Origin of the sequence: Wolbachia pipientis, from assembly GCF_030373985.1 — a bacterium.
Taxonomy (GTDB): Bacteria; Pseudomonadota; Alphaproteobacteria; order Rickettsiales; family Anaplasmataceae; genus Wolbachia; species Wolbachia pipientis_D.
In genome coordinates this window covers 74,578-88,291 of the sequence record NZ_JAUCRB010000003.1, presented here as the reverse complement: position 1 = coordinate 88,291, position 13,714 = coordinate 74,578, and the positions used below count along the sequence as shown (strand labels likewise).

Here is a 13,714-nt window from a genome sequence, read left to right as displayed (position 1 = left end):
ATCATAGCTCTAAAAATCGCAGATTCTACTTCTTACTTTAATAATTAATTAAAGTAAATCACGTATGTATTTACTATTGAGGTCTAATTCTGCACTTTAATAAGAAGGTATAGCCGATATAAGGGGAGGGTGTTTTATGTCTCTAAAGAATAAAATTTCTGAGTTAATAGAACAACAATTTAGTGTTCAATACCATAATAATTATTTGGCTTACGCTATACAAAAATGGGCTGCAAGTGAAATATCTGATTCCATTACTCTTTGTATAACTGGCAGTGGTAACTGCAAGGTTAAGTATCAAGATATTGCAAATTCATTCAGTATAACAAGAGAGGAAATCGACCAAGGCGATATTGTAAGTATAGAAAATAAAATAAAAAGCGAAGCTGAAAAATCAGGTAGTGAGTTTTCTGAGTTGATTTCTAGGGTGGATCAATTGCTAAAGGAGCAAAGTGAAAAGTCTATTGTACAAATTTTAAACTCATCTGCTGAAGAGATGTTAAAAAGTTTTTGTGGGCAATTTTATTACACTGCAGAGAAAGAAGGTTTTCCAGAACATAAAACCGAAGGAGGAAGCACTATTGATTTAGCTGCACAGACTTCTAAAGAGAATATGGCTACCAATGATGGTCTATTAGGTTAACACTAATCAACTCCATATAAGTGTTTTCTTTGTACCCAAGCTTTGCGTTTTGGGGTAGAAAGAAAACACCATTCTTTGTTGCATTTTTCTATCCTCATCATAACAAACTTGTCTATTTTCATAGTAATCTTACTATCTACACTCCGTTTTTGATATCCATAAGCGTCTTCTTTCATCATCGCATAGCGTTGATCACTAAGCAGATTACTTTTTATCCATCCGCAGTCTTCATTTATATCACAGACCTTTTTCCAATCTTCAAACTCTTCTATAACTTTTAGGGGCAGACTTCTGCACATGTATATCCATTTTACAGGATAGTGAAATCCTGGCCCTGTTCTCATGTTGACTTTATTTGATTTTGTTGAAACAAAGTCTTTAGCAAACAAGCTAAGACTAAACAATGAAAACAATAATATTATTATAGACTTGTTCATAGTAATTCACGATTAGATTGACATAAGATTAAGATAAAGAGTAAATTAAAAATTGAATAGATTTTTAACTTACAATAGATGCCTATAGAAATATTAATGCCTGCTCTTTCTCCAACAATGAGTAAAACTGGCGGGAAAATTGTGAAGTGGTGTAAAAAAGAGCAAGATAGAGTTGAAGTGGGCGACGTAATCGCTGAAATAGAGACTGATAAAGCCATAATGGAGTTTGAGTCAGTGGATGAAGGGGTTTTGGCAAAAATTTTAGTGACAGAAGGCACAAGCGGTGTGCCTGTAAATCAACCAATAGCTCTAATGCTGAAAGAAGGAGAAGACAGGAATATACTTGATAAGTATGCTTCATCTTCTATCAAGAATGAAACTAAAAAGGAAATGAAGGAAGCAACAAAAGGTATTGTTGATAATCAAAAATCAGAACACAAAAGTTTAAAAGAAAAGCCAGCTGGCCACTCTTCGGTGTCATTCCAGCGCGTGACGTTGGAATCCAGGAAAAAAGAAAGTATGGATTCAAGTAGTCAAGCAACTTGGGTGACAGAGGGCTATAAAGAAGGTAGAACAAAAATAAGCCCATTAGCTAGGAAAATAGCTCAAAATGAAGGTGTTGATATAAGGCGATTAAAAGGTACAGGTCCATATTGTCGTATCATTAAAGCTGACGTATTAGAGTTTCTAGATGGTAATATACAAATTGAAAATCGTGAAAAGTCAAGTGAAGATACTATAATTGAAGTAAGCAACATTCGCCGGGTAATAGCGCAGCGCCTTATTGAATCTAAACAGAGTGTCCCACATTTTTATTTAACTGTAGATTGCCAAGTTGATAAGCTAATATCGCTCAAAAATGAGATTAACTCAGCAGACGAAAATAACAAAGTGACAATCAATGATTTAATCATAAAAGCAGCTGCTTTTAGCATGAAAAAATTTCCTGATATAAATTCTTCGTGGGTAGATAATAAGATACTGAGGTATGCAAATGTAGATATTTCAATCGCTGTAGCACTTGAAGATGGGCTAATCACTCCTATGGTGAAAAGTGCTGATAAAAAAGGCATTTTATCTATCTCAAAAGAAGTGAAAGCTTTAGTAAGCAGAGCAAGATCTGGAAAATTAAGGCCCGAAGAATTTCAAGGAGGAGGGTTTACTATTTCCAACTTAGGTATGTTTGGTATAAAGGCTTTCAGCGCCATAATCAATCCGCCGCAATCTTGCATAATGGCTGTTGGTGCATCTAGAAAGCAACCGGTTGTTACAAATGAAAAAATAGAGATAGCAGAAGTAATGACAGTAACCCTCTCTGTTGACCATAGAACAGTTGATGGAGCATTAGGAGCAAGATTTGTAAACGCCTTTAAGTATTATATAGAGAATCCTTTTGTGATGCTTATTGAGCCTGCATAGACATTTAGCCTGTTAGCATTGTTATTATAAAATTAATGTCCTTAAGTTTATAATCGCATTAGTTAATAGTTTTAGAGGTAAAAATATGACTAATATAATACACAATAATTCAAAAAATTTTCCTAACCCTAATAAATGGAAAATTAATTTAAAAGGCATGACACCTCCACCTGTGCCTCCAAAAACATCAAAAACTAAGTTATCGTCGCAGAACGGATTACAGGACGTAACAAAACCTAAACTTGCTTCTAATCCTAATGAAGGAAAAGTCAATTCAAAAGGCATGATATCTCCACCTGTGCCTCCAAAACTTCATAAGGCAAAAATAGCAGTTGCGCAATCAAAATCTTTGCAAGGCATACTTTATGAAACAGATACTCAAGCAAAAACTAATGAGAGTCTCAATAAACAATTTAAGTATGAAGTAAAACTTCCAGGCATTATTCACACTACAGTAAGAAAAAACCATGTTGGTAACGGCCTCAACAAATCAAATCTAAAGAAAAAAGCTAGTTCTGCTGCTTTAGAGCCTAATGTTAAGAAGAAAAAGGAAGCTACCTTTGCAAATCCAGAGTACTATATTATTCCGGATAATGTCACTGAACATCAGCCTACTCTTTCTGAATACATGATGAAAAAAGAAAAAGAGGTACAAAAGCTAAACCCTTTTAAGACACTGAGGGAAACCATGCTAATGTACAAAAATGTCAATGCATTTGATGACTCATTTGAGCAGGATAACCATCAAAAAAGCTCTGATTTGCACCAAGCACAAGCAACTGATGATTCTATTCCATGCCTCGCACCACAAAGGAGTGAAGTATCATCAGCTGCAGGGGACGAATTAGAAAACACAAAATTCCCCAAAACACTAAGCAAGGAAGAAAGAAAAAATCTTGATTTTTCTCCCAAGCAGCAAAATAACCAAAAGTTTGAGATTAGCAAAAAAACTTACAATCCACTTAATTGGAATCCGATCTATCAAGATAAAAAGCGTGTTAGTCCAGATAGGTTTAAAATTCGCCCACTCTTATGTAGTGTGCCTAAGATCGAGAGAAAGCACGGATTTCAATCGGATCCAAGTGTTAAGCATATAAAGTTTGATACTGCAGTGTGCTCTATTACTAATAGTAATGATAAAAAAGATATCAGACCTGATATTTCATATAAACAAGAACCTTCATCAGAAGTTTATGGAGCGAAAGTTAAGGAGCTGATTAAACAAATTGAGCAAGGTAGCCGTAGTTGCTAAGTGTTTCCCCTGCTTTTGCGCATCAAAAGCAGGGGTGTTTTCAAAGCAGGATATTTCTCACTTGCTTTACAGTCTTACTTGACTCTGATCCTTTCTCTCTAAAAGTAGCCTCAAAAAAAATTTTAAGCTTTTCCCATTTTTCTTGACCATTCATATGGTTAAAAATTATGGGCTTATACTCATCTTCAATTTTTTCCAATGCTGTTTGATATGAAAAACCTAGCTTCTCATATAAGTCAATGTTTATCGATCGTAGTACCACCAAAAATACAAGCAAATTTAGAGCAAGTAATCCTGCTTTTGTATAATTTAAAAAACACAGCTTTATTTTCTTTACACAATATTCTATTGTTTTCAATGACAATGATAAACTTTTTACATAGAATAGAAAACTATCTATAATTAAGCTTTTTGATTTTTTCGGAAATTTGACATCTTGAAATAGTTTTTGCGTAAATCTTCCTACCGGTTGTTTTAGCAAATGTAAAGATAGACTAGTAAAAGATCTTAAATCAAAATTTTGTCCAAGTATCGTGCTAATAGCCTCATGCACATTACTCTTACCTCTACTGATAGAAACAATGAAGACCAGTACATCTATGTTAAGCATGTATTTTATGGACTCTAAAAAATCAACAATAAATTTAGGACTACATATATCAAGGTCATCCACCATTATATAGATATTTTAGTTTCCTCTGATTCTATTAACTACCTTCATTAATTGTGCTTTAAAAGCCTTGATATTTTCTTTTCTTCTTTGAAGAACATTCAACTCTCTCAGTACAGAATTAATATCTTTCCTATCGGCCTATTTTGTGGCTTCAAGCAATACAGGAAACATAGCAAGTGGAAATTTACTGATTAGCTTTCCTAGTGTGTTTAAAGAAAATAGCTCCTGATGTTATTTTCTTGAACTGCTGTATAACGCTTCTTTTTACTTCATATGACGCAAATAAATCCTCAAACAAGAAATTTAAAAAAGAAGGAAGTGGTTGGTCCAATGCATTGATGTCCAATGCGCTATAATAAGCCGCAATTTCATTTTGCTGTTTTAACTCTTTTACCTACTCTTTCAGAAAAAATGTCTTACCCCACCCATCATATCCTCCAAAAGATATCATTGTAAAAGACTTATTAATTGTTTTAATTATAGTGTTGAATTTGCTTGAAAATTGCTTATGGTTTAGGCAGTCATTTTCTCAAGCCATCACTTCAAGTGGTTGCACTACTTCTTTCTTTTTGAATGTTATTAACGATACAAGTTTTCTTAAGCACATATCCCATTTTATATTTCACTCATATTCTTGCCTTGAAGCGAGAGCTGCTTTTAGTGTTCCTTCATCTAGGTAATCAATTTCTCCACCCATTGGTATGCCGCAAGCAAGGCGCGATATTTTCACATCCAAGTTCTTCAGCAATTCAATTATATACTGTACGGTAACTTGGCCCTCTAATGTTGGATTAATTGCGATAATTATCTCTTCAACTTTAGATTTTGTCACTCTTTCCAGGATAGTATCAAGGTTAAGTTCTTTTGGACCTATACCATTAATTGCAGACAACCTACCACCCAAAACATGGTACATACCTGAATATATGCTCCCCTTTTCAAACGCCCATAGATCGCCTAATTCTTCTACTACGCATATTAACTTAGTGTCCCGCTTTGGATCAGTACAAATTGAACAAGGTGATTTAGTATCTAGATTTCCGCAAAGCTCACACCCTATTATAAGATCTGCTAGCTCCTTAATTAAAGATGCAAGCGGTAGCATAACTTTCTCTTTATTTTGGAATAAATGTATAACCAACCTGCGTGATGATGATGGCCCTAAACTTGGCAATTTAGAAAAGGCATGAACTAAATTTTTTATGTTAATATTCATTCAATAAATTTAGAATAGGCCATCAAATGGTAACATCAAACCCTTTACAAAGAAAGGGGTAAATTTTACTTAATCTCACTGTGATTAGCTATAGAAAAATTTTTTACTCTAACGAAAAAAATTACTTCCATATAGTTAAAACCTCATTATAACGACAGTAGAAGTATTAGAGTATCTTTGCAAGTAGTATGCAAGTGCATATGCATTTCCACCCCATTTATATTGCATTTTTTCTGAATCTTTTTCATATAAGAGATTCTGTGCCTAAAATTCCAGATACTTGACTTTAGCTAAAAACCATCTGGCGCCTACGGTTTTTATAAAAGCCCAATTTTGTATTAATATACTGCAACAAATCCATTAAAAAAAACTCACAGGATCCACATCTATTGTCACTGTTATATTGGAATTTAAGTTACAATTTTTGATCCAACATTTCAGCTCTTTTTGTACAGATAGACTACGTTTATTGTGTATTTTTAGCAATACCCTATATCTGTATTTATTATTTAAGAAATTTATAGCCGCTGGCGATGGACCAAGAATTTCTATTTCCTTCCTGTATAGTGTCATTCCAGTGCATGACTCTGGAATCCACACATTTTGTTCTGGATCCCAGTGTCTGCTATTTGGATCACAAAGAAGAGATGATATGTTTTTCACTATTTCATTCGCTGCTTTTTGTGTCGCAACCTGATTTTTACCACAAATTATAAGCGCTATCAACCTAGTAAATGGTGGCATTTTGGCTTCGAGTCTTGACTCAAGTTCGATTTCATAAAATGAATCCCTTCTTTGACGCTGCAATGCCTTTATTATTGAACTTTCAGGGTTATCGGTCTGCACTATAACCATTCCTTTTTCATTGAACCTTCCAGATCTTCCTGCAACTTGATGCAATAACTGATAAGTCTTTTCTGCTGCCCTCAGATCAGCATTTTTTAGGCTCAAATCTGCATTTATTACCCCGACCAAAGTTAATTTGGGGAAATTATGCCCTTTAGCAATTATTTGCGTACCGATTATAATGTTCACCTCTTCTTTCAACACTAAGTCAATGATTCTATCAACCGACTTCTGATCGCTGCTTATAATAGCAGTTTTTGTGTTTGGTATTAATTTTACTGCTTCTTCAAGTAACCTTTCAATTCCCACGCCATAAAGGGACAATGACTGTTCACCTTGGCAATTAGAGCATTTTTCTGAGAGTTTTAATTGATAAGAGCAATGATGGCACAAAAGAGCATTTTTCTTCTTGTGATATACGAGCCAAACGGCACAATTTGAGCAGGTAATTTTGTATCCACACTTTTTACAAACTACAAGTTGTGCATACCCTCGACGGTTTAAAAAAAGCATAACCTGTTGTTTTTTCTCAACGGTTTGTTTAATGCCTTTAAAAAGTTCATTGGAAATCCATTGCTTGTTGTTTCTCATATCCACTACTTTAATGAGTGGCAATTCCGCACCACCAAATCGCTTGTTTAATTTCACGTGATTGTAATTTCCGCTTTTAATATGATAAACAGTTTCAAGTAATGGGGTTGCTGACGATAAAATTATTGGAATGTTTTCAATTTTGGCCAGGATTATTGCCATATCTCGAGCATTATATATAATTCCCTGTTCTTGTTTAAAGGATGAATCATGCTCTTCATCAACAATAATTAATTTCAGGTTTCTATAAGGCAAAAAAAGTGCTGATCGTGCACCAATAATTATCTGCATATTTCCGTTTGCTATATTGAGCCAATTATTCCTGCGAGTTTTTTGGGTAAGCCCAGAATGCCATTCAACTAAGTTTCTTGATGTCTGACCACGAATACGATTTACTAATTGCGAAGTTAAAACAATTTCAGGCAGGAGGATTAAAGTTTGTGCATTGTTTACAGTTTCAACTAACTTTGCAGTCACAGACAAATAAACTTCCGTCTTACCGGATCCTGTTTCACCATCAAGCAAAGTCACAGAATATTCATTCAAGTTGCTTACTATTTTATCGAAAGCTACTTGTTGCTCAGGATTTAATTGGTAATTTATTTCACTTGTTTCCTGTTTTTTCTCAACACAAACCAATTTATCTATGAGATTGACTTTTAGCACTCCTCCCATTATCACTTTTGCAAGCATACCAATAGGTATTAAATTGTATTGCGCAACCCACTCTGCAAATGTGATTAATTTTGGCCTAATGCTCGATAAATTGATCTTTTGTTCAATAAACTTTAGTTTTCTATCACTCTTGTTACTGCATTTCCAAACTATCCCAATTAAACGTTTTTTGCCAAATGGCACCACTACATAATCTCCAATTGAAATTTCAGTATTTTCCTCAACTGCATATGAAAATAACTGATCAATTGGAAGTGGTAATAATACGTCAACTATTCTTGTCATGGCAACTTAAGCTTAGCATTATTTTCGGAAGCTTGTAACTTTTAACAACACGGACAAATCAGAAAAAAAACATATATAGAAAAAATCTTAATGTTTAATACATTTTTTATAGTACAGCCCTTACAATTAACAAACATAGAAATAGATATTATAAATTTACATAATATATGGAGGACACTAATGGTTAATGATACAATTACTTTGATTTTTAAAATAGAAAAAGGTGAACCTATAGATCGACATTATTTTTCTGCACGTATAAAGCTTGGAGATGAAAGCAAAAATCTTTTACGTGAAAAACTTAGCAGTACAATTCAATTTGATAACCTAGATAACTACTTAGATCTTAATCATGAGAATTTTTACATTTATTACAATAAATATGGTGGGTACTACGGTAGAAGTGAGCTATACGTTAAGAGTAATGATGGCAGATTTTTAACTTCCAATCTTCCACTTAATTACTATAGATTCTCAATTGAACTATCATCCGACGGAACATCAATTATAGATTATGGCTTTTATCCTTTAGCTGTAATTTATAACCCACATCATTATGATAAGGCAAAGGAAAAAGTATTTGATGATCATGGTGAATTGTCACCAATTGCATCAAGCGTTTTGGATAATTTCCTAAGCAACACAAATAACTTAACCACACAAGAGATATTTTTACAGTTGCAAAATGAAGCTGCTGAAAAAGGGGAGAAATTGATAAGAGAGAAGAGACAAGCAGAGAAAGAACTGGATAAAAAGAATGAAAAATTAGAAGGGCTCATAAAAAAAGGTGAAATTACTTTGTTTAAAGTGGTGAAAGGTCATGATATAGGTGATGGACGTTCAGCAGTAATTTTACAACGTGATGGGCAGGAGGTAATCCTTGATTCAAGTAAATACTATATAGCAGAATATGAAGATAGTGAATTCTTGCATTGTGATAGCTCCAGTTATGATATACTGCTTGATCACAACGATTTATTTTTTGTTCTCAATAGAAGCTCCTATCCTGAACTTGAAAGCGGTTTTTATTCAATAAACGAATTTAATTCCGATAGCTATGCTAAATACCTCGATACTAAGAATCAGCTTTTTAGCGATAATCAACTACTTGAAAAAGTATCTTATGAATTGGAGGAAGATAGCAACCAGGTAGACACTAAATTTACAATTAATGATGAGCAAGTAGACGAAGAAGTTGTGGTAGCAAGTGAAGCCAAGTTTAGGGGGAAAAGAGCAGGTGAAGAAAACGACGAAGAAGAAAAAGTCAGTAATTCAGTAAGCACTCAAGCAAAAAGTGAGGGCAAGAAAATAACGGTTGTGGAGCTCGAGGAAAGCTCTGCATCGGAAGCGCTAATTCAAAAACTATTTTCAAATGATGATTTAAATGCTAAAGACTCTATGGGTTATACTGCTCTACATAAAGCTGTTTTTAGTAAGCGTTTCGATGAGGTAAAGCTTTTAATAGATAAAGGCGCCAGAGTGGATGTGCAAGATAAACATGGGCTCACTCCGCTTTTTTATTCTGTTATGAATAATGATGAAAAAATGATAAAACTTCTAGTGGAAACAGGTAATGCTAACGTTAACTTAGGCAAATATAATAATCCTCTTGGTATAGCTATTACACGCGGATATATAAAATCAGCAGAATATTTGATAAACAAAGGTGCAAATTTAGACCAACAAGATAGTATAGGTAGAACCCTTCTTCACAAAGCTGCAGAAGATGGAAATTTAGCTGCAGTAAAATTTTTAATAGACCATGGTGCTAGGCTTGACGTTTTAGATACATGGAATAATACCCCTCTTCACGTAGCTGCGAATGTGAAAGTCAATAAAGGTCATATAGAGATAGCAGATTATTTAATTAAAAACGGCGCAAACATAAATCTTACTCATAACTATACTCCAATACACCTAGCTATTACACGTGGAAATTTAGACATGGTAAAATGTTTAATAGATAATGGTGCTGACCTTTATATTAAAAGAGCGTGCGATGGTACACCTCTTGCTTACGCTAAACAGCAAGGACAGGTAGAAATAGTAAATTACATGGATAGTGTAATGTCAAACCTTTCACGTAATAAAACTATATCTCTTGATACAATTAATATAAATATTAAATATGATCTGGCTAGTAACAAGCTGAATATGGTAGAAAAAAGTATTAAAGATGCTGTACAGAACTTTAAGAGTGCTTTTAACATCTCTGGCCACGATATAAAGATTAACGCTTATATATTTAATACTCAAAATGATTTTAAGGAGTACTTGAAGAAAATTGGATTAGATGCCGGTAATGGCGTTAATGGTTATACAAAAATGATTGATTTGAGCAAAGGAAATGCTGTTGACGTTTATGTCTACCTAGATAGTGAAGGAAATTTAAATCAGCATACATTGGAGCATGAGATAGGACATGCAATGCACTTTGCAAATCTTGGTTTAAGTTATATTTTACCAAAAGCAATGCACGAAGCTATTGCTAACTATGTTGCTGGTTTAGAAAGTGGCAGACATATTAATGATCACGGAGATAAAGAGGCTTTGGTTGAAATAATAAATAAAGATCTTAAACCAGATGAAATACTACGTGATGATTATCAAGGTAAACATTATTATTCAGAAGCAGAACAAGTAGTAAAGTTTCTTGAATATAAGCATCCGGATTTGATTGATAATCTACTAAAGAGCCTTTCTAATTATGGATATCACGATAGATCTCAAGGTAATAAATTAGTTGAGGATTTTCTGGCTGAACTGAAAAGCTGTGATCAGGAGTTTAAGGAATGGGTTAAGGTGCAGTTAAGCAGTGAAGAGTATTCACAACACAAGGACATGAAAGTTAACCAACCAACTATTGATTTAAGTAATGAGGATCAACATGGTGAACAGCAAGAACAATCGAAGCAAAAGAGAGCGATAATTGATAAAGATAAACAAGAAACTGTTATGACAAGTGTGATAGAAAATATGGATAACAATTTCGATAATAAAGTAGAAGATCCTAACAGCATTGCAAATGCACAACATCCCCTGAAAATAAAAACAGGCGAACCTCTCGAAATGGGAAAGTATAAGGCAGTGCTGGAGGCTCAAGATCAAGACATGGATAATTTTTATCAAAACTTAAGCAGTCAGTATACCGCTGGAAAATACAATTATGATCAAATGATTGATCTGTACAATAACATTTATATACAAAATTCTAAGCTTGATGGAAAGCCGATAATTCTTTCTGAAGCTTATGTTACAAATAATCATCTATTCATTAAAAATCAGGATTTTGGAACTTTGGATGATTTCAATGAAATGTTCTATAAAAGTAATGAGTTAATGTGATGTAAAAGACTAGATTCAATTTGGCAAATGAGAATTAACTGATAGAAGAAATTGACGCGTATATCTTTATCTTTAAGATTTTCTATCAAGTAGAAACATCAGTTCGTCCCATTCTCTTTTACCAATATTACTTTCTTCTCTAGTAACATTTTCCCCTTTAATTAATTTGCGAATTACCCCCAGACCAGTTCTTGAAATGCAAGCTGATTCCAAGCAATATTCTATGAAAGCACTGTGAGCCAGTGGGACCCACTTTTTTATTATATCCAACATAACTTTCGCATATGCTCTGATTTCATACTGGGCATGCTTATCAGCCCTGAGCTTCAAAAAGTGAAGAAGGTTATGCAGATCTATCTTCCAATAAAATTGTGTGTAGTAATTAAGTGTTAGGTTAGCCCGGGCGATTTCTCTCGCGAGACCCTGTTCAATAAATTTGTTGTAATGAGAATACACTAAATTAGAGTCATTTATCAAAGAATCTATTATTTCCTTTGAGGTGTCTAAGTCAAAAGTTTCACCACTACCTTGTTTATTATTATCAGATTGTTTTGCAACCTGTTCTAGGTTTGGTATATAAAACTCATTGTCAAGTATTGAATACCTTGCTGAATGCTCATTCACATTTGCAGTTCTATGTCTTATCCATTGCCTTGCAACAAAAATTGGAAGTTTCACGTGAAACTTAATCTCGCACATTTCAAATGGAGTTGTGTGGTGATGTCTCATTAAATACTTTATAAGTGCTTCATCTTGATTTATCTGTTTTGTTCCCTTTCCATAGGAAACACGAGCAGCTTGAACTATAGCACCATCAGAACCCATATAATCGACTACTCGAATAAATCCATGATCTAATACTCTATGTTCCTCGTATAAAATTTCATCTATTTCTTTTACTGTGATCCGTTTAGTTGAATAACGTTCCTCATTCATAACATATCCTCAAGATGAAATGGAGATATCAGCTCCACACGAATTGAGTTTTTCGTGCATTGCTTCATATCCTCTCCACAAATGATGTGAGTTGCTTATCTCAGTTTCTCCACTAGCTACCAAAGAAGCTAGTACCAAAGCTGCTGTTGACCTCAGGTCAGTAGCATATAGATTAGCCCCAGACAAGCTTTTTATCCCACTTATAATAGCTTTATTTTTCTCTATGCTAATCTTAGCGCCTAACTTTCTCAATTCACTTGCATGTGTAAACCTATTTTCAAAAATGTTTTCTTCAATGATTGATATCCCATCAGCAATGCATATTGCAGACATAAGTTGTGGTTGCATATCACTGGGGAAGTTAGGGTATGAATCTGTTGCAACGTTGATAGATTTAATAGAGCAATTTCTTCTGGAAACAATAATGCCTTTGTCATGTAATTCGACCCTAGCTCCCATAGCCTCTAATTCATTTGCAATGCATCTTATATCAAATAGATTTATTTCCTCTAACATCAGTTCACCACCAGTTACCACAGCAGCAAGTGCATACGTACCGGCTTCTATGCGATCTGATATTATTTTGTGGACACACCCGTTCAATGCCTTAACTCCTTTTATTGTTATTAGACCTCTTGCAAAATTCTCTGTCATCCAAGTGCTTTGACATTGGGATTTATTATAGATTTTAGCGTCACGCGCTGAAATGATATCAGAGAGATCTATTTTATTATCATGAATATTAATATCCGCTCCCATTTTTCTTAAGAACTCTATTAAACTCAGAACTTCCGGCTCCGTTGCAGCATTGTTTATTATTGTCATTCCTTCTGCAAGTGTTGCAGCCATTATCACGTTTTCTGTCGCGCCAACGCTTATTTTTTTAAATGTTATTTCTCTTCCTTGCAACTTTCCCTTTGTCGTTGCAATTATATTACAACCATCCATCTCAATTCTGGCTCCCATTGCTTCTAATGCTCTGATGTGCATATCAACAGGACGCTTCCCTATGTTACAGCCTCCAGGAAATACCGTTCTCGCTTTGCCGAATCTGCTAAGCATCGGACCTAGCATTAAAAAAGATGCTCGCAGCTTATTTGCAGTTTCATGTGATATCGCATGATTGTTGATATTGCTGCAATTAATCTCCAAAGTATGATTTGCTTTGCAATTTTTATTGTGTACAAAGTTTACCCTTGCTCCAAGGTTTTCGAGCAACTCAGACATTAGATGCACATCAATAAGGTCAGGTACATTATGTAAAGTTACTAAAGAACTGCTCAATAGACTTGCAGCCATTATTGGCAAAATAGCATTCTTTGAACCATTAATCCTGATTTTTCCAATCAAAGGTCTATTAGTACTCTTTACTAGTATTTTATGCATTTAATTAAGT

The 13,714-nt window shown here is 34.2% G+C and carries 9 protein-coding genes and 1 pseudogene; 4 read left to right on the top strand and 6 right to left on the bottom strand.

The window, feature by feature from the left end; genetic code table 11:
• Positions 1 to 136: 136 nt before the first annotated feature.
• Positions 137 to 643, top strand: a complete 507-nt coding sequence (locus QUS22_RS03520; RefSeq protein WP_289513619.1) for a WBM0748 family T4SS-associated protein — start codon at positions 137 to 139, stop codon at positions 641 to 643.
• Between the two features lie 2 nt (positions 644 to 645).
• Here the strand turns inward: QUS22_RS03520 and QUS22_RS03515 are convergent, their stop codons facing one another.
• Positions 646 to 1,080, bottom strand: a complete 435-nt coding sequence (locus QUS22_RS03515; RefSeq protein WP_289513618.1) for an SH3 domain-containing protein — start codon at positions 1,078 to 1,080, stop codon at positions 646 to 648.
• 78 nt (positions 1,081 to 1,158) lie between these two features.
• Between QUS22_RS03515 and QUS22_RS03510 the strand changes: the two genes are divergently transcribed.
• Positions 1,159 to 2,499, top strand: a complete 1,341-nt coding sequence (locus QUS22_RS03510) for a pyruvate dehydrogenase complex dihydrolipoamide acetyltransferase (RefSeq protein WP_289513617.1) — start codon at positions 1,159 to 1,161, stop codon at positions 2,497 to 2,499.
• Positions 2,500 to 2,584: 85 nt separating this feature from the next.
• Positions 2,585 to 3,751 (top strand): hypothetical protein, encoded by a 1,167-nt coding sequence (locus tag QUS22_RS03505; protein ID WP_289513616.1) that lies wholly within the window; start codon positions 2,585 to 2,587, stop codon positions 3,749 to 3,751.
• Positions 3,752 to 3,791: 40 nt separating this feature from the next.
• Here the strand turns inward: QUS22_RS03505 and QUS22_RS05515 are convergent.
• From QUS22_RS05515 to priA, 3 genes and pseudogenes are all read right to left on the bottom strand, one after another.
• Positions 3,792 to 5,031, bottom strand: a pseudogene (locus tag QUS22_RS05515) (P-loop NTPase fold protein).
• Between the two features lie 15 nt (positions 5,032 to 5,046).
• Entirely contained in the window at positions 5,047 to 5,634 is a 588-nt protein-coding gene (gene recR / locus QUS22_RS03495; RefSeq protein WP_289513723.1) for a recombination mediator RecR, read from the bottom strand.
• Positions 5,635 to 6,000: 366 nt separating this feature from the next.
• A complete protein-coding gene (gene priA, locus QUS22_RS03490) occupies positions 6,001 to 8,037 on the bottom strand; it encodes a replication restart helicase PriA (RefSeq protein ID WP_289513614.1) in 2,037 nt (678 codons plus the stop codon).
• A 180-nt stretch (positions 8,038 to 8,217) separates the two neighbouring features.
• On the opposite strand from priA, the gene QUS22_RS03485 reads away from it, so the two are divergent.
• The gene (locus tag QUS22_RS03485) at positions 8,218 to 11,382 is read left to right on the top strand and encodes an ankyrin repeat domain-containing protein (protein WP_289513613.1); all 3,165 of its coding nucleotides are present in this window, start codon (positions 8,218 to 8,220) and stop codon (positions 11,380 to 11,382) included.
• Between the two features lie 72 nt (positions 11,383 to 11,454).
• Here QUS22_RS03485 and thyX read toward each other — a convergent pair whose 3' ends face one another.
• Positions 11,455 to 12,318 (bottom strand): FAD-dependent thymidylate synthase, encoded by an 864-nt coding sequence (gene thyX, locus QUS22_RS03480; RefSeq protein WP_289513612.1) that lies wholly within the window; start codon positions 12,316 to 12,318, stop codon positions 11,455 to 11,457.
• A gap of 9 nt (positions 12,319 to 12,327) precedes the next feature.
• Positions 12,328 to 13,617 carry a UDP-N-acetylglucosamine 1-carboxyvinyltransferase gene (locus QUS22_RS03475; protein WP_410543820.1) on the bottom strand — a complete coding sequence of 430 codons (1,290 nt, stop codon included), beginning with the start codon at positions 13,615 to 13,617 and terminating at the stop codon, positions 12,328 to 12,330.
• Positions 13,618 to 13,714 lie beyond the last annotated feature (97 nt).

Excerpts from the sequence above, each read along its gene's own strand:
- QUS22_RS03515 (WP_289513618.1), bottom strand. The coding sequence starts at position 1,080 with ATGAACAAGTCTATAATAATATTATTGTTTTCATTGTTTAGTCTTAGC.
- QUS22_RS03520 (WP_289513619.1), top strand. The coding sequence starts at position 137 with ATGTCTCTAAAGAATAAAATTTCTGAGTTAATAGAACAACAATTTAGT.
- priA (WP_289513614.1), bottom strand. The coding sequence starts at position 8,037 with ATGACAAGAATAGTTGACGTATTATTACCACTTCCAATTGATCAGTTA.
- thyX (WP_289513612.1), bottom strand. The coding sequence starts at position 12,318 with ATGAATGAGGAACGTTATTCAACTAAACGGATCACAGTAAAAGAAATA.
- QUS22_RS03475 (WP_410543820.1), bottom strand. The coding sequence starts at position 13,617 with ATGGCTGCAAGTCTATTGAGCAGTTCTTTAGTAACTTTACATAATGTA.
- QUS22_RS03485 (WP_289513613.1), top strand. The coding sequence starts at position 8,218 with ATGGTTAATGATACAATTACTTTGATTTTTAAAATAGAAAAAGGTGAA.
- QUS22_RS03505 (WP_289513616.1), top strand. The coding sequence starts at position 2,585 with ATGACTAATATAATACACAATAATTCAAAAAATTTTCCTAACCCTAAT.
- QUS22_RS03510 (WP_289513617.1), top strand. The coding sequence starts at position 1,159 with ATGCCTATAGAAATATTAATGCCTGCTCTTTCTCCAACAATGAGTAAA.